We start from the raw sequence: 25,445 nt of genomic DNA on the forward strand, positions 1-25,445 counted from the left end.
ATTGCCGCCTGCGGCTTTTTCTGGCTGACCAGCACCCCACCGAACACCAGCGCACATGCCAGCCACTGTGACAGGTTCAGCATTTCGCCCAGAATCAGCCAGGCCAGCGCCACCGAAAACACCGGAATCAGGTTGATAAAGGAAGCCGCGCGCGCCACATCGACCTTGCTCACCGCCCAGGTATACAGACCATAGCCGCCCAGCGTGATGCAGGCCCCCAGATACACCACCCATACACTAGGCCAGAGCGGCAGCGTATCCGGCCACTGCCCCCACGGCGTCAGCATGCCGATGCCGAACCATAGCGAGCCCATCAGCGCCTGCACCCCGGTCAGCAGCAGCGCCGAATAGCGCGGTGACAGCTTCTTGGCGATCAGCATATAGCCGGCACCACACACCATGGCCAGAAACTCCAGCGCATTACCAAGCAAGGGATTGGGCGCGTCGGCACTGCTGCTGGCGCCCACCGTCAGCCACACCACGCCGGCAAACGACACCACCATGCCGGCCCACACCTGACGGCCATGGCGCTCGGCCAGAAACAGCATGGCACCGGCCGTCACCAGAATCGGCAGCGTGGCGGTGATCACCGCTGCCTGCGAGGCACTGGTCAGCATCAAAGCCTTAGCTTCGAATAAAAAGTACAGACAAGGCTCGGCCAGTCCCAGCCCCAGCAGCCATTTCCAGTCACCCGCCTGATAGCGCCAGCGCTTGCCGGCACGCAAGATCAGCGGCAGCACGCATAGCGACGCGATCACCATGCGCGCAAAAAGCACGAATACCGGGTCGAACACGGCAAAGACATACTTGAGGGCAATAAAGGAACTGGCCCATAACAGCATGGCCAGTGTCAGGGCAAGATAGGGCAGCATGGCAGGCAGGCTTCACAAAATTTTAAACAGCATTATCTACCCTTAATGCATATTTAAACAAGCTAACACCACGCCCCATAAAAAAAACGAGCCTGAGGCTCGTTTTTCATCATGCAACAGCAAACGTGCTTAACGCAGGATCTGCACCGACTTCACATCGACTTCCACCCCGCTGATTTCCTTGTCCACCTTGCCGCTCAGGCGCACGCGGGTTGCCGCGTCGAAATTTTCTGCCGGCAGATATTGATGGTCGATCTCGACCCGGATCTCGCCGCTGGCATCACGGAAGGTGTACTTATCCTTGCTCAGTTTATTGACCACCTTGCCTTCCAGCGTCACCGCTGCGTGATCCGCCATCTTGGCGGCGGCAGTCGCCGTCACCACCGCGGCAGGTGCGGCCACGACAGCGCCCGAGCCGGTATATTCGGCATGTGCGGCAAAAGGCAGGACGACCATCATCGCAGTCAAAGCAAAACGTTTCATCATCATCTCCAGATCGGCTTGCTGGCAATACCCACTCAAAGATACAAACAAGCCAAATTCATAAAAAATTATTTACCACATGCTAAATGTTATAGCAGAGGGGTTTCAGTCTGCCGCCCAGCGGCTCTGGCCTATCCATACAGCGGTGCAACCGGTCAGGTTCAGTTCAGGATTTCGACCATTTTCACATCGATTTCCGGCGTGGTTTGATACCAGTCCTTGTCGACCTTGCCGGACAGACGCACGCGGGTCTTGTCGTCAAATTTGACCGTCGGCAGATGCTTACCATCAATCTCGACCACGCCCTCGCCGCTGGCATCGCGGAACTGGTAAGTCTCATGCGTGAGCTGCTTGACGATCTGCCCTTCCAGCACGAAGCGGGTATCGTCGGCCGCTTTTTGTGCGGCGGTAATTGTCGTCACGCCCGGCACGGCACCCGGGCCGGTATAGCTGTTCTGGGCATCGCCTGCATAGGCTGCCAGTGGCAGAACGGTGGCGATCAGGGCGGAGATGGCGAGTTTTTTCATGGCAGTGTTCCTTGTGCATCCGGTTTCGATAGACGGCATTTAATCATTTAGAGATTAAGGAATACTTAAGCAGGTAAAAACAAAAAAGCGAGGGATCTCCCCTCGCTTTCGAACCTAAGCATCCGGTAAAAACTACTTTACCATTTCAGTGGCACGCCAAAGCCGCCCGACACCTGCGTTTTGCTGCCGCTCACGCCCACACTCAGACTAAGCGAATTGCCGCTCTCCAGCCTGCGCCCCAAGGCCAACGCCAGCGCGCCATGCCCGGCAAAGCTGGACAGGCCTACCCCGATGCCCTGTACCTGCATCGCATTGGTCACCGCCGCCGCATTGGCACCGGCCAGCGAGATGCCGGCGCGGTACTCGCGCTGGCTACTCTTGATCGTGTCTTCCAGATTGTCCATGCGCTGGTCAAACTGGCTGCCCAGCTCGCGGGTAAACTGCTGCAATTGCCCCAGGTTGACCGCATCGGTCTTACTGGTTGCATCCGCCACATTCACGATACGACGCTCCGCCCCCGCCGCGCCCACGCTCACGGTATCGGATTCGGTGGCCACCGAACCATTACCCAGCGCGACCGCATTTTTGGCATTAGCCTTCACTTCGGCATTATTGCCCAGCGCCACCGCGAATTCGCCGCGCGCCTTGGCTTCATCCCCGATCGCGGTGCTGTTGGTGCCAGACGCAGCACTGTTCACACCGATCGCCACGGACGACTTGGCATAAGAACCCGCGCCGATAGCAATACTGTTGGCCTTATCCGCTTTCGCGTCGGCACCGATGGCAATCGAGTTTTTATCACCCGAACTCTGGGCACCACCCGCGCGCAAGGTGCCATCCTCCAGCATACCCAGCGCCTTATCTGCCTTGGTTTCGGCACGATCCGCCTTGGTTTCAGCACGATCGGCCGTCGTCTGCGCGGCGCTGGCCGCAGTTTTCGCCTCGGTAGCAACGGTCTTGGCTTCGGTCGCCGTCGTCTGCGCGGCGCTGGCCGCAGTTTTCGCCTCGGTGGCAGCGGTCTTGGCTTCGGTAGCAGTCGTCTGCGCAGCACCTGCTACGGTGACCGCGTTGTTGGCCGTCGACTGCGCGGTATTGGCCGCAGTTTTCGCCTCGGTGGCAACGGTCTTGGCTTCGGTCGCCGTCGTCTGCGCGGCGCTGGCCGCAGTTTTCGCCTCGGTAGCAACGGTCTTGGCTTCGGTCGCCGTCGTCTGCGCGGCGCTGGCCGCGTCTTTGGCCGCGTCGGCCGTCAACTGCGCAGCGCTGGCTGCAGCGCTGGCTGCAGTTTTCGCCTCGGTGGCTGCCGTCGACTGAGCTGTGCCGGCTGCGGTTTTGGCGTCGTTGGCTGTCGACTGCGCGGTGCCTGCTGCGGAGACTGCGTTGTTGGCTGTGGTCTGCGCTGTACCAGCTGCAGTTTTCGCCGCGTCGGCCGTCAACTGCGCAGCGCTGGCTGCAGTTTTCGCCTCGGTGGCTGCCATTTTCGCTTCGGTAGCTGTCGACTGTGCGGCGCTAGCCGCAGTTTTCGCCTCTGTAGCAGCCGTCTTCGCTTCGGTAGCCGTCGTCTGTGCGGTGTTGGCGGCGGTTTTGGCGTCGTTGGCTGTCGACTGCGCGGTGCCGGCTACCGTGGCCGCGTTGTTGGCCGTGCGTCGGCCGTCAACTGCGCAGCGCTGGCTGCAGTTTTCGCCTCGGCTGCGGTTTTGGCGTCGTTGGCTGTCGACTGCGCGGTGCCTGCTGCGGAGACTGCGTTGTTGGCTGTGGTCTGCGCTGTACCAGCTGCAGTTTTCGCCGCGTCGGCCGTCGACTGAGCGGTGCCGGCTGCGGTTTTGGCGTCGTTGGCTGTCGACTGCGCGGTGCCTGCTGCGGTGACTGCGTTGTTGGCTGTGGTCTGCGCGGTGTTGGCGGCGGTCTTCGCTTCGGTAGCAGCGGTTTCCACCTTGGTGACCCGATCCTTCAGCGCCGCCAGATCAGCAGAAGAGGCAGCACCAGCCAAACCATCAACCTGATTCTGCAATGCCTTGAGCTGCTTCATATTGACCGCGTCGTTAATGTCCTTGCCATCATCCACATTGATCAGGCGGCGTTTTTGCGTAGCATTTCCGAATGAGACGACATTCGCCTGATTGGTACTAGAGTACACACCGATCGCAACAGAATTTTTTCCGGTCGATTCCACGTACGCGCCCACCCCCAAGGCAGTCGATTGTTCTGCTAGAGCCCACGAACTCCTCCCCACCGCGGTCGATTCTGCCATGCTGGCTCTTGCACCCATCCCCAAGGCAGTCGAATTTTGCCCGGTGGCTTGCGCCGACTCGCCCACAGCGGTCGAATTTTGCACTGAGGCTAGTGCATTCATCCCCAAGGCAGTCGAAGATAACGCAGTGGCTTTTGCATTCACCCCCAAGGCAGTCGAATAGCCCCCGGTGGCACTCGCAAACGTGCCCACCGCGGTCGAACTTACCTGTGTGGCTTGCGCATCATTACCCACGGCAATCGAAGCGCTCCCTTGGGCTTTCGCAGCATCACCCACGGCAGTCGATTGGGTCCCGCTGGCACTCGCACCAACCCCCGCCGCGTAACCGGCCGCCAGCAATGGACTAGAGAAGGTAGTGGCGGCCAGCAGGCCCAGCGCGACGACCACCTGCTTGGCGCTGCTGGGCTTGCCGCAGGCAGCGGCGTGTTCGTGGGCGACGATATAGGCCTGGCGGGCAGCCGACCAGACAATGCGGTGAGTCTTGTTCATGCGGGTTTTCCTTGGGATAAAGGCCGGCTACAGCCGGCTCGCAGCGTGGTCATATACTACATACAATATATGACCATACAATACCGCCATCTTATCGATAAAAACCTGCGCAAATCTTACCAAACCTTACATGAAGCCCTTTTTCTTGCTGCCCGCCCTCTTGCGCCGCCACGGCTTGCACCATGTGTGCCTGCTGGTGCTGTTTCTGTTTGCCCCCTGGCTGCCGGTGCAGGCCGACACGGCGCCGGCGCCCATCCGCTGGGCGCAACTGGCCGACCCGCACGGCACGCAGACGATAGACAGCGTGACCGCACAGCACTTTCGCCCCGCCAGCGGCCAGCCATCGCTCGGCTACCGCGCCGGTGCCACCTGGCTGCGGCTGCAGCTACCCGCCTTGCGCGGCGAGCACTATGGCTGGCTGGAGCTGCGCTCGCCCCTGCTCGACGACGTGGCGTTCTACCAGCAGGGGGCCGACGGACGCTGGCAGGTGCAGCGCGCGGGCGACCGGGTTCCGCTCGCCGCGCACACCCTCGATTACCGCCAACCGGTGTTCCGCGTACAGTGGCAAGGCGGCCAGCCAGCCACTGTTTATCTGCGGCTCGCCAGCACCAGCACGCTCAGTTTCCCGTGGGCGCTGCACACGCCAGCAAGCCTAGTGTCGGCGGCCGGCCGCGAGCAGCTGTTGTTCGGCGTGTTCTACGCCATCCATCTGGTGCTACTGGTGAGCAGTACCTGGTTCTGGCTGCGTACGCGCAGCCTGTCCTTCGCCCTGTTCGCGCTGTGCGTGTTCGCCAACCTGATCAGCACGCTATGCGCCGAGGGCCATGCCTACCAATATCTGCTGCCGGACCGGCCACGGCTGACTGACGCGCTTTATGTGGTCAGCTGGTTTGCATCAACGCCGCTGGGGGTGGTGTTCGCCTGCCAGTATCTCGGGCTGTATGCCGGGCGCTGGCGCCGCGCGGCACTGGGCGCGACCTGGCTGGCCGCGGCCATCGCACTATTTGCTGCACCGTGGCTGATCTGGACCAACGTCAGCGCCTTGCGCCCGGCCTACCTGCTATGGGCGCTATGCGCCAACCTGCTGTCGCTGCTGGTGTCGCTGTGGCAACGGGTGCAAGGCAACCGCGCGGCGGGGGCACTGCTCTTGGTACAACTGCTGTTTATTGGCGGCATCGGGATGCGGCTGGCACGCAATGTCGGGCTGCTTGAACCCGGCTTGCTCAGTGACAACGCGCACTATCTGGGGATGATGGCGTTTTTCCTGATCATGAATTCAGCCATCACCTTACGCTACACCGACCTGCGCGCCGAGAAGGAAGCAGCGCAGGCCGAAGCGCTCAGGGTGGCGCGCGAGGCGGAAAGCCGGCTGGAACAGGAAGTCGCGGCGCGCACGGCCGAACTCAGGGAGGCGATGGAACAAGTGGAGGCAGCGCTACTGCTGGAGCGGCATGCGCAGCAGCAACAGCAGCAATTCCTGGCGACGGTGTCGCACGAATTGCGCACCCCGCTGGCGGTGATCGACAGCGCAGCGCAGAACCTGATGCTGTCCGGGTCGCAGGACAGCACGTCCGACATGCGCACGCGCCGTCGCTACGAGAAGATCCTCAACGCCAGCCGGCGGCTGACGCTATTGCTGCAGGACAGCCTGCATGAAAAGCGCTTCGAGCTGCTGCGCCACCGTGCCGCCGCACAAGCCTGCAACCCCAAAGCACTACTGGAAGACGCGGCGCGTGCCGCGCAAGCGGTGTCGGATGAGCACTCCATCCGGGTCGACTGCAAGGGCTTGCCGGCACAGTGGTACTGCGATCAGCAGCTGACCATGCTGGTGCTGCGCACGCTGGCGGACAATGCGGTCAAGTACACACCCGCCGGCTGCCGCATCGTGCTGGGCGGCCGGCAAGAAGGGAATGAGCTGGTACTGGAGATCAGCGACAACGGGCCGGGCATAGACCCGGACGAGCTGGCGCAGGTGTTCGAACATGGCTACCGCGGCCGCAGCAGCCACGCTCAGGCAGGAACCGGTCAGGGGCTGCCGCTGGCGCGGCAGATGCTGGCCTGGCAAGGCGGCACGCTGACGCTGGACAATCTGCCGGCAGGCGGCTGCCGCGCCACGCTGCGCCTGCCGGCACAGATACCGGCTCAGGCCAGCATCACACACGCCGTCAGCGCATAACCCTCGCGGTGTACGGTCTTGAGCGGCAGCTCGCTGCCGCATTCTTGCTTGCAACGCTGGCGCAGGCGGCTGATCAAGGTATCGAGACGGCGCTGGTCGTAGTCCAGCCAGTCGTAGCCGAAGGCTTCGACGATATCACGCCGGCTGGCAGCCTCACCCTGACGCGTAACCAGCAGGCTCAGCAATTGCAGCTCGGCCGCCGACAACTCCAGCGCACTGCCGTCGGGCGCGTACAGCTGTCGCTGCGCACGGTTCAACTGCCACGAACATGGCAACAGACGACGTGCCAGCGCATGCAAGATGGCATCCAGCTGTAGCAGGTTGACCGGCTTGACCAGATAATGGTCGGCCCCCTCCCCCAAACCATGGATCAGATCCTGGGTGCTGCCCAGCGCGGTCAGCATCACGATGCCACAGCCGGGGTGTTCGCGGCGCAAACGGCTGGCCACCTCAAAGCCGCTGCCATCCGGCAGCATCACGTCGCAGATGGCGATGTCTATCTTGCCCAGCAAAGGCAGGCTTTCCTGCACCGAACCGGCCTCCAGTACCGTCCAGCCACGACCTTGCAAAAAATCGGCCAGCTCCTCGCGTAGCTCGGCCTCGTCCTCCAGTAACAGCACGCACTTCATATGCCTATCCATAGTTCATTGCCCCCGTCTGCATATAAAAACCGCCCGGGCCGTGAGGCGGGGCGGTTTTTTGCCGGATGCCAACGCTTACGCGTTCAGTTCCTTGGCCAGATAGATCCAGGTCTCGACTACGGTGTCCGGGTTGAGCGAGATGGTCTCGATACCCTGCTCGACCAGCCACTTGGCGAAGTCCGGATGATCGGATGGGCCCTGGCCACAAATACCGATGTATTTATCCAGCTTGCGGCACGCCTTGATCGCCATCGACAGCATGGCGAGTACGGCTTCGTTGCGCTCGTCGAAGGTCGTCGCGATCGGGCCGCCGGAGTCGCGATCCACGCCCAGCGTCAGCTGGGTCATGTCGTTGGAGCCGATGGAGAAGCCGTCGAAGTACTCGAGGAACTGCTCGGCCAGTACGGCATTGGATGGCAGCTCGCACATCATGATCAGGCGCAGACCGTTTTCGCCACGCTTAAGGCCGAAGCTTTCCAGAATTTCCACGACCTGACGCGCTTCGCTCAGGGTGCGGACAAACGGAATCATCACTTCGACATTGGTCAGGCCCATGTCGTCGCGCACCTTCTTCATCGCGCGGCACTCGAGCTCAAAGCAGTCACGGAAGGCTGGTGCGATATAACGCGCGGCGCCACGGAAACCAATCATCGGGTTTTCTTCGTGCGGCTCGTACAGGCTGCCGCCGATCAGGTTGGCGTACTCGTTCGACTTAAAGTCGGACATACGCACAATCACCTTTTTCGGCGAGAAGGCAGCGGCCAGCGTGGCAATACCTTCGGCCAGCTTGTCGACATAGAAGTCAACGGGGCTAGCGTAACCGGCGATACGCTCGCGGATCACCGCCTGCAGTTCGGCCGACTGGCGGTCAAACTCGAGCAGGGCTTTCGGGTGAATGCCGATCTGGCGGTTGATCACGAATTCCATGCGCGCCAGGCCCACGCCTTCATTCGGCAGCTGGGCAAAGTCGAAGGCCAGTTCCGGATTACCGACGTTCATCATGATCTTGACCGGGCTCTTCGGCATCGAGTCGAGCTTGAGATCGATGATTTCGATGTCGAGCAGGCCATCATAGATCAGGCCGGCATCGCCTTCGGCGCAGGAAACGGTCACTTCCATGCCGTCACGCAGCACGCGGGTCGCGTCGCCACAGCCCACTACGGCCGGGATGCCCAGTTCGCGCGCGATAATCGCGGCGTGGCAGGTACGGCCACCACGGTTGGTCACGATGGCAGCGGCACGCTTCATCACCGGCTCCCAATCCGGGTCGGTCATGTCGGTCACCAGCACATCGCCCGGCTTGACGCTGTCCATTTCGGACACATCACGCACCAGACGTACCACGCCCTGACCGATTTTCTGGCCGATAGCACGGCCTTCGACCAGAACGGCAGCCTTGCTGTTCAGGCGGTAGCGACGCAGGGTATCGACACGGTTTTCCTGCGACTTCACGGTCTCTGGACGAGCTTGCAGGATGTAGAGCTTGCCATCCACCCCGTCACGGCCCCACTCGATGTCCATAGGACGCTGGTAGTGCTTTTCGATGATCTGGGCGTAGTGGGCCAGTTCGGCCACTTCGGCATCGGTAATGGAGAACTGCTTCTGCTCATCGGCAGACACATCGATGGTGCGTACCGAACGGCCGGCTTGCGAGGCGTCGGTGAATTCCATCTTCAAGAGCTTGGAGCCCATGGTCTTGCGCAGGATGGCAGGACGACCTGCCGCCAGCGTTGGCTTGTGGACATAGAATTCGTCGGGGTTAACCGCCCCTTGCACCACGGTTTCGCCCAGACCATAAGACGACGTGATGAAGACCACTTGGTCAAAACCGGACTCGGTGTCGATGGTGAACATCACACCGGCAGCGCCCAGGTCGGAGCGCACCATGCGCTGTACACCGGCAGACAAAGCCACCACGTCATGAGCAAAGCCCTTGTGTACGCGGTAGGAAATGGCGCGGTCGTTATACAGCGAAGCAAATACATGCTTCATCGCGTCCTTGACGTTTTCAAGGCCACGGATATTCAGGAAGGTTTCTTGCTGGCCGGCGAACGAGGCGTCCGGCAAGTCTTCGGCGGTGGCGGAGGAGCGCACGGCAACCGAAATATCGGCACCACCGGCGTCGGCGACCATCTGGTCCCAGGCTTCCTTGATATCGGCATCCAGCTTCTCTGGGAACGGGGTGTCGATGATCCACTGACGGATCTCCTTGCCCACGCGTGCCAGTTCGCTGACATCATCGATATCCAGCTGGTTCAGCTTGGCATTAATGCGGTCAGCCAGACCATTGTGATTGAGAAAGACGCGGTATGCGTCAGCCGTAGTGGCAAAACCACCGGGGACTCGTACACCGGAACCGGCCAGCTGGCTGATCATTTCACCCAGAGAGGCGTTCTTGCCGCCTACCTGTTCAACGTCAGTCATGCGCAGCTTCTCGAACCAGATCACGTAGCTCTCAGCCATCACTTCTTCTTCCTGTAGTGGATTGGGATGATATCAAGCGCAGAATTCTATACGAATAACAGCTAATCTGGCTAACGTTTTGCACTGCATCATAAGTTTGCGCCGCAACCATGACATCAGGTAGGGCGAAGCGGTCAGGCGCGATATAATGGCTCCATTGCCGACTGGCTGACCCGACTCCGACAGGTACCCGCATGCCACACCGCCGCTCCGCCTTTTTTGTTTCCGACCGCACCGGCATCACCGCCGAAGCCATGGGTTCCACCTTGCTGACCCAGTTTGATATGCAGGAATTCAAGCGCGAAACCATTCCCTACATCGATACGGTTGAAAAAGCCGCCGAAGTCGCACAGAAAATCTGCACCCGAGCTGCCAGCGACCATCACCGTCCTTTGCTGTTTACCAGCATCATCAATCCGGAAGTCCGCGCCCACCTCAAGCTCGATTGCGCGCTATCCATCGACTTTTTCGAGAGTTTTATCGGCCAGATCGAAAACGAACTGGGGCAAAAGGCGGCGCAAACCATAGGCAAGGCACATGGCCTGATTAACGAAGAGCGTTACGATCACCGCATTGAGGCCGTCAACTTCTCGCTTAACCACGATGACGGGATCAAACTGAAAGATCTGGAAGAAGCTGACGTGATTCTGGTCGGCGTATCGCGCTCGGGCAAGACGCCAACCTGCCTGTATCTGGCGCTGCAATACGGCATCAAGGCCGCCAACTATCCGCTTACACCGGAAGATTTGGGCTGTCCCACCCTGCCCAAGAGCCTGCTGCCTTACCGCAACAAGATTTTCGGCCTGACCATCGATCCGTTGCGCCTGCATAATATCCGCAGCGAGCGCCGCCGTGATTCAACTTACGCCAGCATGGAAAACTGCCGCTCCGAGGTGAACGAGGCCGAGTCCATGTTCCGCCAGCATGCCATCCCCTTTATCAGCACCACCCACAAGTCGATCGAGGAAATCTCCACCACCATCCTGCACAAGGCCGGCCTGAGCCGCCGCTTTTAAGCAGGCTTAGCCATAAAAAAGGGATGCCTCGGCATCCCTTTTTATTGTTTCAAAACACCATTCAGACGACTTCAGCCTCGGCCAGCTCAACATCGCCGTTGTACACATCCAGCTCCAGCTCGCCTTCGCTCTTGGCGACCAGCACCGCCGCCAACGTGTCACCGGATACATTGGTCGGGGTATTGATCATATCGATGATACGGTCAACCGCCGCAATCGCAGCAATCACTTCCAGCGGCAAACCCACCGACGACAGCACCAGGCTCATCACCACCAGACCCGTACCCGGCACACCGGCAGCACCGATGGCAGCCAGCGTGGTGGTCAGCACCACGGTGATTTTCTGCATCATGGACAGCTCGATACCGTAGGCGTTAGCGGCAAATATCGCCACAGCCCCCAGGTAAGTCGCCAGACCGTTCATGTTCACCGTCGCGCCCAGCGGCAGTACGAAGGAGGCAATGCTGTTATGCACGCCCAGCTGGGTTTCCGCCGCCTTGAGGTTGAGCGGCAGCGTCGCGTTGGAGCTGGTAGTGGAAAAGGCAAACAGCTGCACCGGCAGCATCTTGCGGATGAAGTGCCACGGATTGAGGCCGAACACCAGCAGCAGCACGCCATAAACCACGGTCAGAATGATGAAGCAGGACAGATAGATAGTACCCACCAGCGCGGCCAGGCCAGACAGGATGGCAAAGCCGTTGTCGGCCGTCACATAGGCCATCAGCGCGAACACGCCATACGGTGCGAACGCCAGCGCGATATTCACCAGCTGGAAAACCACATGGTTGAGCGAACGGAAGAAATCCGCCACTACTTTGCCTTCTTTGCCAGCCAGATTAATGGACAGGCCGAAGAAGATTGCGAACACGATCACCGGCAGGATGGCACCATCGGCAAACGCCTTGAACGGGTTATCCGGCACGATGGACATGATGGTGTCGACAAAGGACGGCACCTCGGCCACCTTGGCCACTTCGGGCACGACATAGCCTAGTCCGGAACCGATGCCCAGATAACCGGCAATCGTCATCGACAGCGCACCGGCCGCCATCATGGTCAGCATGTACAGCAGCATGGTCTTGCCTGCCACACGTCCCATTTTCTTCAGGTCGTGCATCGCGGTCACGCCGCACACCAGCGACACAAAAATCACCGGCAACACCACCATGCGGATCAGGGTGATAAAGAGGTCGCCAACCGGCTTAAGATAGTGAGCCCAGTCTCCGGCGAGAAAACCCGTCGCCACGCCGGCAACAAGGCCGATCAGAATTTTTGCCCACATCGGCAAAGGGGACCGCAAAGCCATACGCCTCTCCTTATTCTTTATCACTTGAATAGGGCAATCTATAAGGCAGGCTAGTTTGTCGTCAATAAGGCAAGTAGATACTGGCTAATATTAATTATTCATCATTTCATTTTGAATTTATAAATTCATTTAAGCTAAAGATTCACATTGAAATCCAGCTGCAAACCATCAAAGCCGACCTCGACCCCCGCCGGGCAACGCGCCGACAAAGCGGTAAACTCCAGCTCGTGCGTCATATGAATCAGCACCGTACGCTGTGCACCGATGCGTGCCGCCCAGTCCAGCGCCTGCGCAAACGACAGATGTGAAAAATACGGGGTGTCGCGCAGACAATCGAGAAAAAGCAGGCGTACGCCATCCAGCAAAGCCAGGCTTTCTTCGGGAATGTCCGACACATCGGTCAGCCAGGCCATATCGCCGATGCGCCAGCCGCTACATGGCCAGTGGCCGTGTTTAAGCGGGATAGGCGTCAGTTTCAGTCCGGAAAAGCTCAGCGGTCCCTCGACATCATGCGGCACCAGTACCGGCTTGTCCCAGCTTGGCGAGGCCGGCATCAGGCCGTAGCCGAAACGCGCACGGATATTGTCCATGGTGAAGCTATTGCCCAGCAGATCGATAGGCCCGCGTTTCACATAGCAAAACGCGCGCAGATCATCGATACCGTTGAGATGGTCGGCATGCGGGTGGGTATACAGTACCGCATCGACCCGGGTCAGCCCTTCGCGCAAAGCTTGCTGGCGCAAGTCCGGTCCGGTATCAATTAACAGGCCCAGCTCATCGATACTGATATAGGCCGAGCAGCGGGTACGGCGGTTTTTAGGGTTGTCCGAAACACAAGTCGGGCAGTTGCAGCCTAGCGCCGGCGTACCCGAACTGGAGCCACACCCCAATAAGGTGATACGCCCGCGCCTAGCCACGCTGCGCACCGGCTTTGGCAAACAGGCGGAAATAGTTTTCAGTTGTTGCCGCGGCCACTTCTTCCAGCGTCATGCCACGCAAAGACGCGATATGTCCGGCGACATGGCGCACAAAAGCCGGCTCATTGGTCTTGCCGCGATATGGCACCGGCGCAAGATAAGGCGCGTCGGTCTCGACCAGCAGGCGATCCAGCGGCACTTTTTGTGCGACCTCATGGATCTGCCTGGCGTTTTTGAAGGTCACGATGCCGGACAGCGAAATATAAAAGCCCAGATCCAGCGCTTCTTCCGCCACTTCCCAGCTTTCGGTAAAACAATGCATCACCCCGCCGGCCTCGCCCGCATTCTCCTCGCGCATGATGCGCAAGGTGTCCTGCGCCGACTCGCGGGTGTGAATCACCAGGGGCAAGCCGGCGCGGCGCGCGGCGCGGATATGGCGGCGAAAGCGCGCGTGTTGCCAGCCAAGATCGCCCTTGCACCAGTGGTAATCGAGCCCGGTCTCGCCTATGCCCACCACGCGCGGGTGGCCGGCAAGCGCCACCAACTCATCCTCGGATGGCACCTCGGCCTCCTGGCTGTCCGGATGCACACCCACCGTGGCAAACAGGTTGGCATGTGCCTCGGCCAGTGCCAATACCGCCGGATACTCGGGCATGGCTACCCCGATCACCATGGCGTGCGTCACCTGCGCCGCCTGCATATTGGCCAGCACTTCGGGCAAGCGGGCGACCAGATCGGGAAAATTCAGGTGGCAGTGGGAATCGACAAGCATGATTTTTCTTTCGGGATTCGGGAACTGGGATCCGCCACCGTTTAAGCTGGACAAATCCGACAGCCAATCCGGATACCAGATACCGGGTTCCGGATCCCCTGAATTACATGGTATGCGTATTGCGGCTGGAGTTAAGCACCCCGCCCAGCAGTTTTTCGATACGCTCACGCGCCTGATCTGCGGCTTCTCCGGCGGCAAACTCGACACCGACACCCTGGGTGCGGTTATTGTTGGCACCGGCCGGTGTCAGCCACACCACCTTGCCCTGCAATGCGGTCTTTTGCGTATCGTCCATCAGCGTCAGCAGCAGAAAGACCTCATCCCCCAGCGTATATTCCCGCGCCGATGGAATAAACATTCCGCCATTCTTGAGAAAAGGCATATAGGCGGCAAACAAGGCGCTGCGCTCGCGGATGGACAACGACAGCACGCCGGCGCGGGCAGCGGGATCAGTACGTTCGGCAGGCGTTTCCAGGCTCGTCATATCAGGCAAATACCTTGAGATAGTCCATTAACAGCGCCTCCAGTTGCAGGCGGACATTCAGCGTGTGCTGGCCATAAGGCACCAGTGTCGTCACCGCGCTTTGACAGCGCATCAGCTCGGGCAGCCTGGCGCGGCGCGCCAGCGACGATAATGCGCCTTCATGCTCGGGATAATAGCGGAGTCTGCGCGCCAGACTCAAACTGGCTAGGTCATGCAGCCACTTGGCCAGCCAGTCCAGCGGCACGGCGAGCGGCAATTTCTGCTTGTCGACCAGCTCGGCCATATCCAGCATGCCGGTCAGCATGGGCGCGGCCAGCGCGGCGACAAACTGGTCGCGCAGCGCCGTCAAAGCCGGGTCATGATTGAACAAAGGCGCGCCGCCATTGTGTGCCAGCTCGATTTCGGCGCGCGCGATGCCCTGCGATTTCAGCCAGGCCAGCGCCATTTCATGCGACGGACGTGCCAGCGGATACTGGCGGCAACGACTCTTGATGGTGGGTAGCAGACGCTGTGGCGAATGTGCCACCAATAAGAACAGCACATCATCCGGCGGCTCCTCCAATACCTTGAGCAAGGCATTGGCTGCCGCAGGATTCAACGTCTCGGCCGGCTCCACCAGCACCACGCGCTGGCCGTGACGGTGCGAGCTCAATTGCGAAAATTCGATGATCTCGCGCACCGCCTCGATCTTGATCTGAGCCAGCTTGCGCGTCGGCTTGCCTTCCTTGCCCTCTTCCTCGCCCTCGATAATGGGTGACAAACGGCGAAAATCGGGATGGCTGCCGCTGACAAACCAGCGGCACGACTCACACTGGCCGCAAGCTCCATGGTCGGCCTGGGGCTGGTCGCACAACAGCGCCTGCGCCAGATGTTCGGCGAATTCAAGCTTGCCGCTGCCGGCCATGCCGGTAAACAGCCAGGCATTGGGCAGGCGCGAAAACTCGCTGCTGATACGCGCCCAGTCGGCCTGCTGCCACGGATACAGCATCAGGCCTGCTCCGCCAGTTGCGCCAGACGCTGGGCAATATCGGTCTGAATGTCGGCAATGCTGCGGGTCGAGTCCAACACATAAAAGCGCGGATTATCCTTGGCGCGAGCAAGATAGGCGGCACGCACGCGGCGATGAAAATCGCCCTGCTCACGCTCGAAACGATCCAGCTCGCGCGTGGCCGACATGCGCTGGGCTGCAATTTCGGTGGGCACATCAAACAGCAAGGTCAGATCGGGCTGCAAGCCTTGCTGTACCCAGTCCTCCAGTGCGGCAATACGCGCGTCTGCCACGCCGCGCCCGCCGCCCTGATAGGCAAAGGTCGCATCGGTAAAACGGTCGGACACCACCCAGCGCCCTGCCGCCAGCGCCGGCCGTATCACCTCGTCCAGATGCTGGCTGCGTGCAGCAAACATCAGCAGGGTTTCGGTTTCCAGCGAAACCTTGGTCTCCACCGCAAGCAAGAGCGCACGCAAATGCTCGCCCAGCGCGGTGCCCCCTGGCTCGCGGGTAAAACAGGCATCCAGCCCCAGTGCAGACAGGGTGTCGCGGATAAAGCCCAGATGGGTGCTCTTGCCGGCACCATCTACGCCTTCCAACGTGATAAAGCGTGGCCGCATCACGACCCTTTCTTCAGAATGTATTGGCGCACGGCGGCATTATGCTCGTCCAGCGTCTCGGAGAAATGCGACTCGCCCTTGCCCTTGGCAACGAAATACAGTGCACGGCTCTCGACCGGATTCGCCGCCGCATGCAGCGCGGCCGCGCCCGGCAAGGCAATCGGCGTAGGCGGCAAGCCGCTGCGGGTATAGGTATTGTAAGGCGTGTCTCGGCGCAGGCCTTCCTTGCCGATGCGCCCCTGATACCGCTCGCCCATGCCATAGATCACCGACGGATCGGTCTGCAAGCGCATGCCGATTTTCAGACGGTTGGCAAACACCGAAGACACCATGGGGCGGTCGCTGTCTTTCGAGGTTTCTTTTTCGATCAGGCTGGCCATGGTCAATAGCTCGTAAGGCGTGGCATAAGGCACATCCTCTTTACGCGCATTCCAAGCCGACTCCAGATTTTGCTGCATGGTGCGATAGGCACGGCGCAGCACCTCCAGATCTGAGGCACCCGGCGTATAGAAATAAGTACTGGGGAAGAACATGCCCTCGGCCGCCTGACTGGTCGCACCCAGTTCGGCCATAATGCGCGACTCGCTCCAGCCAGCCGACGTCTGCACAAGCCCCGGTTCGCGCGCCAGCGCCTGGCGGAACTGGCGGAAAGTCCAGCCTTCGATGACGGTCACGCTGGGCTGATCCGGGCTGCCTTCGGCCAGACGCTTGAGGATCTCCCACATCGCGACCGGGCTGGAAAACTCGTACAGGCCGGCCTTGACCTTACGGTCAGCGCCGGTCATACGCGAGAGGGCCACCATCACCCAGCGGTTACGGATTACGCCATCGGCCTCCAGAGCCCGCGCCACTTGCGACAAGGTACGGTTAGGACCAACGGTCACATTGTAAGGGGTGGCGGGCAGCGGCACCGGCACGACGACGACCCAGGCCAGCCACAAGGCAGCGGCGGCAAGCACAGCGGCAAAAAGGCGAACAAACAAAATGCGCATAAAGCGAAGTCAATCAACGATTGAATAAAAGCGGATGATACCATCCGCACGGCTTAACCGGCATCCGCCGTCGGTGTCATGCATACCCCGAAACGGGCCAGCAAATCGGCAGCGCAAGATGGCTCCAGCGCAATAGCCACGCCATCGCACACCAGTTCTGCCGGCAAAGTCGCCAACTCGCCATCCCAATCGGGCAGGCATTCAGCCAGTACGCCCGCCAGATCCCTGTCGTCCACCAAGGCAAGCACCCCGGTAAAAGCGGCATACATCTCACCATCCGGTGTGACAAACAAGGCACTCGCCTTAGCGCTGGCGCCTGTCGGTGCCGCCAGCCAGGCGCCGGGGTGACGGCGCAAGACAAGCGGCGCAGCCTCCAGCGCGACATACACGCGCTGCGGGCCGTTCTGCACAAACCAGCACCCGGCAGCATTCGCCTGATAATTGCGCCCAAAAAATGAAGTCATCGCCGGCTGGCTCAGCAGCTCGCCTTTCAGCCGCCATTGCCCGCGCGCATCCAGCGCCAGCCAGCCATACACAGCAGGCACATCCGGCCACTTGGCCATCGCGGCCAGCACTTGTTGATCCATGGTTTTTCCCTGTCGATTCACAAATCCGCACGCGCGAGGGCGGGATCGGGGATTAGGGATTGGGAGTGCCCATTCCCGAGTTCCTGATCCCCACTCACAACTCTGCCCGCAATACCGCCAAGGGTGGCGCATTGGCGACACGGCCGACCAGCGGCCAGCCCGCGCCGCACACCACCAACATGCCCAGCAGCACGCCGCCGGGCAGCAGCCACAGATTGGGCGTAAACGGCAAGGCCAGCAACTCTTTGGCAATAACGGCACCGGTCAGCATGGCGCCAGCGCCGGCAAGAAAACCGGACAAGGCACCGATAAAAGCCAGTTCGGACAGCAAGACCACGCGCAACTGGCGGCGCGAGGCACCCAGCGCCCGCATCAGCGCCATATCGGCCAGCCGCTCATGCCTTGTTGCGGCAAAAGTCGCCCACAACACCAGCACACCGGCGGCCAGCGACAATAAAAACATCACTTCAACCGCCCGCGACAGGCGCTCGACCACCGCACGGACTTCGGTAATGATGACGCCGATGTCTATCACCGTCAGATTGGGAAAACGTGCCAGCAACTGGCTGACAAAACCTTCGCTCTCGGGCGGCAGGCGAAAACTGGTGATATAGCTTGCGCGCTCGCCGGCAAACCAGTTGGGCGGCGCCAGTACAAAAAAGTTGGCGCGAAAATTATCCCAAGCCACCTTACGCAAGCTGGTGACCTTGGCCTGGTAAGGCGTGCCGGCAATATCGAACGACAGACTGTCGCCCAAGCGTATGCCCAGCGTGTCGGCCAGGCCAGCTTCCACCGAAAACTGCGGCGCGGCGCGGGCGCCCTCCCACCACTTTCCAGCCACAATCTGGTTGCCGGCCGGCAGGCTGTCGCGCCAGGACAGATTGAATTCGCGCTCGGCCAGGCGCCGTGCACGCTCATCGGCCAGCTTGGCCGGATTGACCGCCTTACCGTTGATGGCCAGCAGGCGCGCCCGCACCATGGGCGAGAGCTCGGGTGCGGCCCTGCCGCTTTGCACGAAACTGTCGCCAAGCGCCGCGCGCTGATCCTCCTGGATATTGATGGCAAATTTATTGGGCGCATCCGGCGGAATGCTGTTCTGCCAGCTATTGATCAGATCGCCGCGCACCACGGTCAGCAGCAGCAAGGCCATCAGCCCCACCGATAAGGCCACCAGCTGAATCAGCGCCAACCACGGCCGCCGTGCAAGGTTGGCAACACCATAGCGCCAACCAAGCTTGCCCGAGCGGCGCGCCAGACGCCGCACCAGCGCAAGCAAAGCCATGCTGACCAGCGCGACCGCGACAAAAAAACCGCCCAATGCACCCAGCAACCACAGGCCCAGCGTTGCATCACCCACCTGCCATGCTGCCAGCAGCAATAAAGCCGACAAGGCCAGCACCGGCGCCAGCGCGCCGATACGCGGCGCCCCCGTTTCACTACGCATCACCCGTAATGGCGACACCTGACGCAGGGCAAGAATAGGCGGCAAAGCCAGTCCCAACAGCAAAACCAGAGACGATAGCGGCCCCAGCAAACCCAGCCACCAGGCCGGTTGCGGCAGGGTTTCGACTCCCAGACCCGAAGCTACGCTGATCAGCAGCCATTGCAAGCCATAGCCCAGCCCGGCACCGATCACCCCGCACGCCAGCGCCAGCATGGCGAACAGCAAGGCAAACACTTGCCACACTTCGCCCGACTCCATGCCCAGCGCGCGCATCACCGCGACGCTTTGCCAGTGACGCGCCAGATAACGGCGCACCGCCATCGCAACCGCGGCCGCCGCCAGCGCTACCGTCATCATGGTGGCAATACCCAGAAAGCGCCGCGCCCGCTCCAGCGCGGTTTTCACCTCGGGCCGCGCTTCTTCTATGTTTTCCAGCCGCATGCCGGGCGTCAGATGGCTTTTTGCCCAGCGCCGGAACGCCTCGACCTGACGGCCATCGCCCGCCACCATCAAACGGTAGCGTGCACGGCTGCCCTCCTGAATCAGGCCACTGGCGGCCAGATCGGCCTGATTGAACACCAGCCGCGGCACAAAATTGTAAAGATCCAGCGCTCCGTCCGGCTCGCGCAAAATCTCGCCCGCTATGGTCAACTGCAAGCGCCCCACACCCAGACGGTCTCCTAATTTAAGCTTGAGACGCGACAACAGGCGTGCATCGACCCAGGCTTCCCCTTGCGCCGGCGCAAAGCGCCCGTTCTGCTCGCGCCCATTCATCAGGCGCAGGCTGACTTCGCCGCGTAGCGGATAGGCTGCGCTCACCGCCTTCAGATTGGATAGCGCCGCCTCATCGCCGGCAAAGCTCATGGAAGGGAAAGACACACTGCTGGCCAGACTCAGCCCCAGACGCCGCGCCTCGTCCTGCCATGGAGCAGGTAGCGGCGCATTGGCATTGACCACCAGATCGGCCGCCAGCAATCGCGCGCTTTGCTGGCTCAGCCCGCGTTCGATACGGTCGGCAAAAAACGACACGCTGGTCATCGCCCCCACCGCCACCACCAGCGCCAGCAGCAGCACCCCCAGCTCGCCCGAACGCCATTCGCGCAGCAACAATCTCAAGGCAAAAGCCCAGCGTTGCAGCAGATTCATACCCCCGCCCCCAGCAAACAACCATCATGCAGGCGATAGATGGCGTCACAACGCGCGGCCAGATCCGGGTCATGCGTCACCAGCACGAGACTGGTGCCTTGTTCGGCATTCATCCGGAACAAAAGATCGATCACCTGCTCGCCCGCCACCGGATCCAGGCTGCCGGTGGGCTCGTCGGCAAACAGAAGCTCGGGATCGGTGACAAAGGCACGCGCCAGCGCCACACGCTGCTGCTCGCCGCCGGACAAATGGCGCGGATAATGCTTAAGCCTATGCCCCAGCCCCACCCGTTCCAGCCTTTGCCGCGCAAGTGCAGCGGCGTCTTTGCGGCCACACAGCTCGAGAGGCAGCATCACGTTTTCCAGCGCGCTTAACTGCGGCAGCAACTGGAAACTCTGAAACACGAAACCCACGCGCGCACGGCGCAGCGCAGCGCGGCCATCTTCGTCCAGTTTCGACAAGGGTTCGCCAAACAGCGTCACCTCGCCATAACTTGCCTGATCCAGCCCGGCAAGAATGGCCAGCAGACTGGACTTGCCCGAACCGGACGCGCCAACGATGGCGATAGTCTCGCCACGCGCCACCGCCAGACTGACATCGCGCAAGATAGTCAGCATCTCGCCGTGATAAGCCACTTGCTTGCCCACGGCGCTGGCACGCAAAATGGCGGTCGTTTCTCCGGATGGATTCATCATGTTCCGCTTGCTTGTTGTATGTTGTATGTTGTGGTGCACGCCAGTCATGGCCGCCACCATCCTGGTATTCGGCGACAGCCTGTCCGCCGGCTATGGCTTGGCGTCCGGTCAGGGCTGGGTTTCGCTACTGGAAAAACGTCTGGCGCCCAAACACAAGGTCGTCAATGCCTCGCAATCGGGTGAAACCAGCGCCGGCGGCCTCGCCCGCCTGCCGCAGGCACTGGCACGACACAAGCCCGATATTGTCGTACTGGAACTGGGCGGCAACGACGGCCTGCGCGGTCTGCCGCTGTCCGAGATGGAAGCCAATCTCGCACAAATGGCTGCGCTGGCCCAGCGCAGCAAGGCCAAAGTCGTGCTGGTCGGCATGGCACTCCCTCCCAACTATGGCCCGGGCTACACGGCAAGGTTCCGTAAGGCATACGACAATGTGGCAAAAAAACACAAAACGGCGTATGTCCCGGTACTGGTCGCCGGCTTTGAAAGCAAGCTGGCCCTGTTCCAAAACGACGGCATCCATCCGAACGCCCAAGCGCAACCATTGATGGCCGCAACGGTAGAAAAAGCACTGCGCCCATTACTGAAGTAAAAGCCTGCACCAGCCACCTGCCCCCGATCCGGCCTGCATTCTCCTGCGCCCCACCCGCTAAACGAAAAAACCCGCACCAATAGGTACGGGCTTTTCCCTGCGTGCGACAGACACCCGCCCGCTGATATGGCGTTACGGCTGCGAGTTGCGAATCAAGCCGGCGAGGCGCTCAATACCCTCTTCAATCCTATGCGCCGGAGTATGGCTGAAATTCAAGCGCAGATGGCCGATACCCTCTTCCGGCACCGGATAAAACGGCTCGCCCGGCATAAAGGCGACATCATGCTCCAGCGCCAGCTTGAGCAGACTGCGCGTATCGCGCTTGTGCTTCAGGGTCAGCCAGAAGAACAGACCGCCGCTAGGCAACTGCCAGTCAGCCAGATCGGCAAAATGCTTTTCCAGCGAAGCCTGCATCACATCGCGCCCGGCACGGTAAGTCGCACGCAAGCGGGCAATATGGGCGGGGTAGGCGGCATCATTCAATGCCCGCGCAGCAAACCACTGGCCGACACGGTTGGTATGCAGATCGGCCGCCTGCTTGAGCTTGACGAGGTAGGGATACAGGTCGGGCGTGGCAATCAGATAACCTTCACGCAAGCCCGGTGCCAGTGTCTTGGAGAAAGAGCCGGCATAGATCCACGAGGCCTTCTTCAGATGCGAAACCAGAGGCGCAGGCGCATCCCCGTCGTAGGACAGTGCACGGTATGGATCATCCTCGAACAGGGGGACACCGGCCTGATCAATCACCTCAGCCAGCGCAGCACGGGTAGCCTCATCGTAACAGGCACCGGACGGATTCTGGAAGCTTGGAATCAGATACGTCATGCGCGGCTTGAATTCGGCCAAGGCCTGCGCGAGATCCGCTGGATCTAGCGAGCCCTGCTGCTGGGGCACTGCATGCACGCTGGCGCCAAACAGATTGAAAACCTGTAAGGCCGCCAGATAAGTCGGCCCTTCGGTCACCAGGGGCGTGCCCGGATCAACAAACAGTTTGGCAGCCAGATCCAGCGCCTGCTGCGAGCCGGACAGAATCAGGACCTGATCCGCACCGCACGCTATCCCCATTTTCTGCGCCTCGCGGGCGATGGCTTCCCGCAGCTCGGGCTCGCCTTCGGTGGTGCCATACTGCGCCAGCGCTTGCGGCATCTCGCTAAAGTCCAGTTCGGGCAGGCACTGCGAAGCCGGCAGGCCGCCGGCGAAGGAAATCACTTCAGGGCGTTGTGCTGCCGCCAATATTTCGCGGATCAGCGAGCCGGACAAGCGTTCGATACGTTGGGAAAACATGGCAGCCTCTTGATGGTCTCTGATATTAATGTCAATATTTTTGACCAATTTACCTATCCCACTGGCCAACGTCAATATGCCTGATAACTACAACGCCACGGAAGTACGCCAGACTATGGCCGCTTTTTTCCATGCTTATCAGGCCTTTACCGCCAAGCCCGACCAGATGCTGGCTAAACGCGGTCTCGCACGGGTGCACCACCGCATCCTGTTTTTCGTCGCCTACCAGCCTGGGCTGAATGTGGGCGAACTGCTGCAGGCGCTGGGCGTCAGCAAACAGGCCATCAACCTGCCGCTACGCCGGCTGATCGCGGACGGGCTCATTGAAACCCATAGCGCCAGCCACGACCGCCGGGTCAAACTTTTACAGCTCAGCCCAGCAGGCCAAGCGCTGGAGCAAGCTTTATTCCAGGAACAACAACGCCTGCTGACGCAGACGTTTAAGCAGCTGGGCCCCCAGGCCAGCAGCCACTGGCTGGCACTGAACGAGGCCCTGGCTGCACGCGAGGGTGCGGCGTCAATCTAGACGCTGATAACGTACGGCACAGATTTCGATTTCTTCCATCCCGTCCGGCCCGCGCAGCAGCACCACGTCGCCCTCGCGCGCCTTGAGCAAAACCCGTGCAATCGGGGCAATCCAGCTGATATGGCCGCGCTCGGGATTAATCTCGTCCACACCGACAATGCTCAGGGTTTGCGCCCTGCCATCCCCGCGCACGATATCGACCGTGGCCGAAAAGAACACCTGGTCACACGCTTCGCGCAACTCGGGATCGACCACTTCGGCCACTTCCAGACGCTTGGTCAGAAAACGGATGCGGCGGTCTATCTCGCGCAAGCGGCGCTTGCCATAGATGTAATCGCCGTTTTCCGAACGGTCGCCATTGGAAGCCGCCCAGTTGACAATCTGCACCACCTCCGGACGCTCGCGGTGCACCAGTTGCGACAGCTCATCCTTGAGGCGGCGCCAGCCAGCCGGCGTGATGTAGTTCTTGCCAGTGGCGGGCAGTCGGCTCTCGGCCGGCAAGCCTTCCTCGAGATCGTCATCATCACTTTCGCGTGTAAATGCTTTATTCATCCCTTGCCCTTTCTACAAAAAAACCGCCCGCAACACAAAGTGCACGGGCGGTTATCGGCTAGCCTGCCATCAACAAGATGACTTTTTAGCGGCGCTTTTGCAAACCAGTCGAGGTCAGACCCGACCACTTCATCACGCCGGCCACTTCAGCTTCGTTCAGCTCGTAGAACTGGCCGCGCTTCAGGCGGCCCGGCAAGCCGACGGTACCGAAACGGATACGGATCAGGCGGCTGACGGTCAGATTGAAGTGTTCGAACATGCGACGCACTTCGCGATTGCGGCCTTCCTTGATCACCACATTCACCCAGTGGTTGGCGCCTTCTTCACGCCCGCCCAGCTGATAGACGCGCTCGAAATGCGCCGTACCATCTTCCAGCTCAACTTCTTGCGTCATCGCCTTCATGATTTCCGGCGTCAGCTCGCCCAGCACGCGTACCGAATACTCGCGCTCGACTTCAAAGCTTGGGTGCATCATGCGGTTGGCCAGCTCGCCGCTGGTGGTGACAAGTAACAGGCCGGAGGTATTCACGTCCAGACGGCCGATGGCAACCCAACGGCTGGACTTGGCCTGCGGCAGGCGGTCGAATACGGTCACACGGCCTTCGGGATCGTCGCGCGAAACGATTTCACCTTCCTGCTTGTGATACATGATGATGCGCGGCAGACGGTCGGCCCACTTGAGTTTGACTGGATGACCCTTCACCGTCACGCGATCATGCGGACCCACGCGGTCGCCCAAGACGGCCACCTTGTTGTTGACCAGAATCAGGCCGGCTTCGATCATTTCCTCGACTTCACGGCGCGAACCGGAACCCGATGCTGCCAGCGCTTTTTGCAGGCGGACCGGCTCGATCTTGTCCAGATCTACGCGGGTCTCGCGCAGGCGCTGCGCCTTCTCGGCGATCGCCTGGGTTGGCGCGCGCAAAGCCAGTTTCTTGGCGCGCGGCACTTTCGGATCCTCGCTACGCACAAACGGCTTTTTGTCGCCGAAGTTACCACTGCTGCGGCCCTGGAAGCCGCCTTCACGCGGGGCATCGCCATCACGGCGCACGAACGGCTTCTTGTCACCGAAGTTGCCGCGTGGCTGTTCACTGCGGTCGCGCTGGCCGTAGCCACCTTCGCGCGGGGCATCGCCATCGCGGCGCACGAACGGCTTCTTGTCGCCGTAGTTGCCGCGTGGCTGTTCGCTGCGGTCGCGCTGGCCGTAGCCACCTTCACGCGGGGCATCGCCATCACGGCGCACGAACGGCTTCTTGTCGCCGTAGTTGCCGCGTGGCTGTTCACTGCGGCCACGCCCTTGGTCTGCGCCTTCGCGGCGGGCGAACGGCTTGGCATCGCCGGCATTGCGATCGCGCTGGCCGTAACCTTCCTGGCGCGATGGTGCCGGCTTGTTGTCTTGTGCATTGCGCGGCTTGATAAAGCTACCGCCGGTGCGTGGCTGCGACGTTTCGCGGCCCTTGGCTTGCGACACCGGTTGGCGCGCCTGATTGCGTTGTCCTTTAGACATGCTTTTTCCTAATCAACTAGATTTTCCGCCTCATCAACGTTTTCGCCGCGTCGGCCGTCGCGCTGTGGTCTGCGCTGTACCAGCTGCAGTTTTCGCCGCGTCGGCCGTCGACTGAGCGGTG

General features: G+C 60.9%; 24 protein-coding genes. 4 read left to right on the forward strand and 20 right to left on the reverse strand.

Going from position 1 to position 25,445, the window contains the following annotated elements; translation table 11 throughout:
- The 5 genes from EGI20_RS08300 to EGI20_RS08320 all read right to left on the reverse strand — a co-directional run.
- Positions 1-872, reverse strand: an 872-nt coding sequence (locus EGI20_RS08300) for a DMT family transporter (protein WP_498631076.1), incomplete at its 3' end; no start/stop codon positions are given.
- A 129-nt stretch (positions 873-1,001) separates the two neighbouring features.
- Positions 1,002-1,355, reverse strand: a complete 354-nt coding sequence (locus tag EGI20_RS08305) for a YgiW/YdeI family stress tolerance OB fold protein (RefSeq protein WP_498631077.1) — start codon at positions 1,353-1,355, stop codon at positions 1,002-1,004.
- Between the two features lie 161 nt (positions 1,356-1,516).
- Positions 1,517-1,882: a YgiW/YdeI family stress tolerance OB fold protein gene (locus EGI20_RS08310; protein WP_498631078.1), complete on the reverse strand. Its 366-nt coding sequence runs from the start codon at positions 1,880-1,882 to the stop codon at positions 1,517-1,519.
- Positions 1,883-2,019: 137 nt separating this feature from the next.
- On the reverse strand, positions 2,020-3,357 hold the full coding sequence (locus EGI20_RS08315; protein WP_498631079.1) for a YadA family autotransporter adhesin: 1,338 nt from the start codon (positions 3,355-3,357) through the stop codon (positions 2,020-2,022).
- Between the two features lie 140 nt (positions 3,358-3,497).
- Positions 3,498-4,619 (reverse strand): ESPR-type extended signal peptide-containing protein, encoded by a 1,122-nt coding sequence (locus EGI20_RS08320; RefSeq protein ID WP_498631080.1) that lies wholly within the window; start codon positions 4,617-4,619, stop codon positions 3,498-3,500.
- A 130-nt stretch (positions 4,620-4,749) separates the two neighbouring features.
- On the opposite strand from EGI20_RS08320, the gene EGI20_RS08325 reads away from it, so the two are divergent.
- Positions 4,750-6,795 (forward strand): sensor histidine kinase, encoded by a 2,046-nt coding sequence (locus EGI20_RS08325; RefSeq protein ID WP_498631081.1) that lies wholly within the window; start codon positions 4,750-4,752, stop codon positions 6,793-6,795.
- On the opposite strand, the gene EGI20_RS08330 is transcribed toward EGI20_RS08325, so the two are convergent.
- Complete coding sequence (locus EGI20_RS08330) at positions 6,762-7,424, reverse strand: response regulator transcription factor (RefSeq protein ID WP_498631082.1); 663 nt, start codon at positions 7,422-7,424, stop codon at positions 6,762-6,764. The two genes, EGI20_RS08325 and EGI20_RS08330, sit on opposite strands and share 34 nt — an antisense overlap.
- Before the next feature lie 87 nt (positions 7,425-7,511).
- A complete protein-coding gene (gene ppsA, locus EGI20_RS08335; protein WP_498631083.1) occupies positions 7,512-9,899 on the reverse strand; it encodes a phosphoenolpyruvate synthase in 2,388 nt (795 codons plus the stop codon).
- Positions 9,900-10,093: 194 nt separating this feature from the next.
- On the opposite strand from ppsA, the gene ppsR reads away from it, so the two are divergent.
- Entirely contained in the window at positions 10,094-10,915 is an 822-nt protein-coding gene (gene ppsR / locus EGI20_RS08340; protein WP_124735690.1) for a posphoenolpyruvate synthetase regulatory kinase/phosphorylase PpsR, read from the forward strand.
- Between the two features lie 61 nt (positions 10,916-10,976).
- Here the strand turns inward: ppsR and EGI20_RS08345 are convergent, their stop codons facing one another.
- The 10 genes from EGI20_RS08345 to EGI20_RS08390 all read right to left on the reverse strand — a co-directional run bounded on the left by EGI20_RS08345 (position 10,977) and on the right by EGI20_RS08390 (position 20,863).
- Positions 10,977-12,221, reverse strand: a complete 1,245-nt coding sequence (locus EGI20_RS08345) for a dicarboxylate/amino acid:cation symporter (protein ID WP_498631084.1) — start codon at positions 12,219-12,221, stop codon at positions 10,977-10,979.
- Between the two features lie 134 nt (positions 12,222-12,355).
- A complete protein-coding gene (locus EGI20_RS08350; protein WP_498631085.1) occupies positions 12,356-13,138 on the reverse strand; it encodes an MBL fold metallo-hydrolase in 783 nt (260 codons plus the stop codon).
- Positions 13,131-13,910: a TatD family hydrolase gene (locus EGI20_RS08355; protein ID WP_498631086.1), complete on the reverse strand. Its 780-nt coding sequence runs from the start codon at positions 13,908-13,910 to the stop codon at positions 13,131-13,133. Before EGI20_RS08355 ends, EGI20_RS08350 begins: the two co-directional genes overlap by 8 nt.
- Before the next feature lie 103 nt (positions 13,911-14,013).
- Positions 14,014-14,394, reverse strand: a complete 381-nt coding sequence (locus tag EGI20_RS08360; RefSeq protein WP_124735694.1) for a PilZ domain-containing protein — start codon at positions 14,392-14,394, stop codon at positions 14,014-14,016.
- Position 14,395: 1 nt separating this feature from the next.
- Positions 14,396-15,382 carry a DNA polymerase III subunit delta' gene (locus EGI20_RS08365; RefSeq protein WP_498631087.1) on the reverse strand — a complete coding sequence of 329 codons (987 nt, stop codon included), beginning with the start codon at positions 15,380-15,382 and terminating at the stop codon, positions 14,396-14,398.
- A complete protein-coding gene (gene tmk, locus EGI20_RS08370; protein ID WP_498631088.1) occupies positions 15,382-16,002 on the reverse strand; it encodes a dTMP kinase in 621 nt (206 codons plus the stop codon). Before tmk ends, EGI20_RS08365 begins: the two co-directional genes overlap by 1 nt.
- Complete coding sequence (mltG, locus tag EGI20_RS08375) at positions 16,002-16,994, reverse strand: endolytic transglycosylase MltG (protein WP_498631089.1); 993 nt, start codon at positions 16,992-16,994, stop codon at positions 16,002-16,004. The genes tmk and mltG overlap by 1 nt, the downstream gene beginning before the upstream one ends.
- Positions 16,995-17,047: 53 nt before the next feature.
- Positions 17,048-17,581 (reverse strand): DUF2946 family protein, encoded by a 534-nt coding sequence (locus EGI20_RS08380; protein WP_498631090.1) that lies wholly within the window; start codon positions 17,579-17,581, stop codon positions 17,048-17,050.
- 94 nt (positions 17,582-17,675) lie between these two features.
- Complete coding sequence (locus tag EGI20_RS08385) at positions 17,676-20,171, reverse strand: ABC transporter permease (protein ID WP_498631091.1); 2,496 nt, start codon at positions 20,169-20,171, stop codon at positions 17,676-17,678.
- Positions 20,168-20,863 (reverse strand): ABC transporter ATP-binding protein, encoded by a 696-nt coding sequence (locus tag EGI20_RS08390; RefSeq protein ID WP_124735714.1) that lies wholly within the window; start codon positions 20,861-20,863, stop codon positions 20,168-20,170. Before EGI20_RS08390 ends, EGI20_RS08385 begins: the two co-directional genes overlap by 4 nt.
- A gap of 49 nt (positions 20,864-20,912) precedes the next feature.
- Between EGI20_RS08390 and EGI20_RS08395 the strand changes: the two genes are divergently transcribed.
- Complete coding sequence (locus EGI20_RS08395; RefSeq protein WP_498631092.1) at positions 20,913-21,455, forward strand: arylesterase; 543 nt, start codon at positions 20,913-20,915, stop codon at positions 21,453-21,455.
- Positions 21,456-21,587: 132 nt separating this feature from the next.
- Here EGI20_RS08395 and EGI20_RS08400 read toward each other — a convergent pair whose 3' ends face one another.
- A complete protein-coding gene (locus EGI20_RS08400) occupies positions 21,588-22,739 on the reverse strand; it encodes an aminotransferase-like domain-containing protein (protein ID WP_498631093.1) in 1,152 nt (383 codons plus the stop codon).
- 28 nt (positions 22,740-22,767) lie between these two features.
- Here EGI20_RS08400 and EGI20_RS08405 point away from each other — a divergent pair, with 28 nt between their 5' ends.
- Positions 22,768-23,265 carry a MarR family winged helix-turn-helix transcriptional regulator gene (locus EGI20_RS08405; RefSeq protein WP_498631094.1) on the forward strand — a complete coding sequence of 166 codons (498 nt, stop codon included), beginning with the start codon at positions 22,768-22,770 and terminating at the stop codon, positions 23,263-23,265.
- On the opposite strand, the gene greB is transcribed toward EGI20_RS08405, so the two are convergent.
- Positions 23,257-23,817: a transcription elongation factor GreB gene (gene greB / locus EGI20_RS08410; protein ID WP_124735703.1), complete on the reverse strand. Its 561-nt coding sequence runs from the start codon at positions 23,815-23,817 to the stop codon at positions 23,257-23,259. The two genes, EGI20_RS08405 and greB, sit on opposite strands and share 9 nt — an antisense overlap.
- 85 nt (positions 23,818-23,902) lie before the next feature.
- Complete coding sequence (locus EGI20_RS08415; RefSeq protein WP_498631095.1) at positions 23,903-24,964, reverse strand: pseudouridine synthase; 1,062 nt, start codon at positions 24,962-24,964, stop codon at positions 23,903-23,905.
- Positions 24,965-25,445 lie beyond the last annotated feature (481 nt).

It is taken from the genome of Aquitalea sp. S1-19 (assembly GCF_024343515.1).

Excerpts from the sequence above, each read along its gene's own strand:
- EGI20_RS08305 (WP_498631077.1), bottom strand. The coding sequence starts at position 1,355 with ATGAAACGTTTTGCTTTGACTGCGATGATGGTCGTCCTGCCTTTTGCC.
- EGI20_RS08310 (WP_498631078.1), bottom strand. The coding sequence starts at position 1,882 with ATGAAAAAACTCGCCATCTCCGCCCTGATCGCCACCGTTCTGCCACTG.
- EGI20_RS08315 (WP_498631079.1), bottom strand. The coding sequence starts at position 3,357 with ATGGCAGCCACCGAGGCGAAAACTGCAGCCAGCGCTGCGCAGTTGACG.
- EGI20_RS08320 (WP_498631080.1), bottom strand. The coding sequence starts at position 4,619 with ATGAACAAGACTCACCGCATTGTCTGGTCGGCTGCCCGCCAGGCCTAT.
- EGI20_RS08325 (WP_498631081.1), top strand. The coding sequence starts at position 4,750 with ATGAAGCCCTTTTTCTTGCTGCCCGCCCTCTTGCGCCGCCACGGCTTG.
- EGI20_RS08330 (WP_498631082.1), bottom strand. The coding sequence starts at position 7,424 with ATGAAGTGCGTGCTGTTACTGGAGGACGAGGCCGAGCTACGCGAGGAG.
- ppsA (WP_498631083.1), bottom strand. The coding sequence starts at position 9,899 with ATGGCTGAGAGCTACGTGATCTGGTTCGAGAAGCTGCGCATGACTGAC.
- ppsR (WP_124735690.1), top strand. The coding sequence starts at position 10,094 with ATGCCACACCGCCGCTCCGCCTTTTTTGTTTCCGACCGCACCGGCATC.
- EGI20_RS08345 (WP_498631084.1), bottom strand. The coding sequence starts at position 12,221 with ATGGCTTTGCGGTCCCCTTTGCCGATGTGGGCAAAAATTCTGATCGGC.
- EGI20_RS08355 (WP_498631086.1), bottom strand. The coding sequence starts at position 13,910 with ATGCTTGTCGATTCCCACTGCCACCTGAATTTTCCCGATCTGGTCGCC.
- EGI20_RS08360 (WP_124735694.1), bottom strand. The coding sequence starts at position 14,394 with ATGACGAGCCTGGAAACGCCTGCCGAACGTACTGATCCCGCTGCCCGC.
- EGI20_RS08365 (WP_498631087.1), bottom strand. The coding sequence starts at position 15,382 with ATGCTGTATCCGTGGCAGCAGGCCGACTGGGCGCGTATCAGCAGCGAG.
- tmk (WP_498631088.1), bottom strand. The coding sequence starts at position 16,002 with ATGCGGCCACGCTTTATCACGTTGGAAGGCGTAGATGGTGCCGGCAAG.
- mltG (WP_498631089.1), bottom strand. The coding sequence starts at position 16,994 with ATGCGCATTTTGTTTGTTCGCCTTTTTGCCGCTGTGCTTGCCGCCGCT.
- EGI20_RS08380 (WP_498631090.1), bottom strand. The coding sequence starts at position 17,581 with ATGGATCAACAAGTGCTGGCCGCGATGGCCAAGTGGCCGGATGTGCCT.
- EGI20_RS08385 (WP_498631091.1), bottom strand. The coding sequence starts at position 20,171 with ATGAATCTGCTGCAACGCTGGGCTTTTGCCTTGAGATTGTTGCTGCGC.
- EGI20_RS08390 (WP_124735714.1), bottom strand. The coding sequence starts at position 20,863 with ATGAATCCATCCGGAGAAACGACCGCCATTTTGCGTGCCAGCGCCGTG.
- EGI20_RS08395 (WP_498631092.1), top strand. The coding sequence starts at position 20,913 with ATGGCCGCCACCATCCTGGTATTCGGCGACAGCCTGTCCGCCGGCTAT.
- EGI20_RS08400 (WP_498631093.1), bottom strand. The coding sequence starts at position 22,739 with ATGTTTTCCCAACGTATCGAACGCTTGTCCGGCTCGCTGATCCGCGAA.
- EGI20_RS08405 (WP_498631094.1), top strand. The coding sequence starts at position 22,768 with ATGTCAATATTTTTGACCAATTTACCTATCCCACTGGCCAACGTCAAT.
- greB (WP_124735703.1), bottom strand. The coding sequence starts at position 23,817 with ATGAATAAAGCATTTACACGCGAAAGTGATGATGACGATCTCGAGGAA.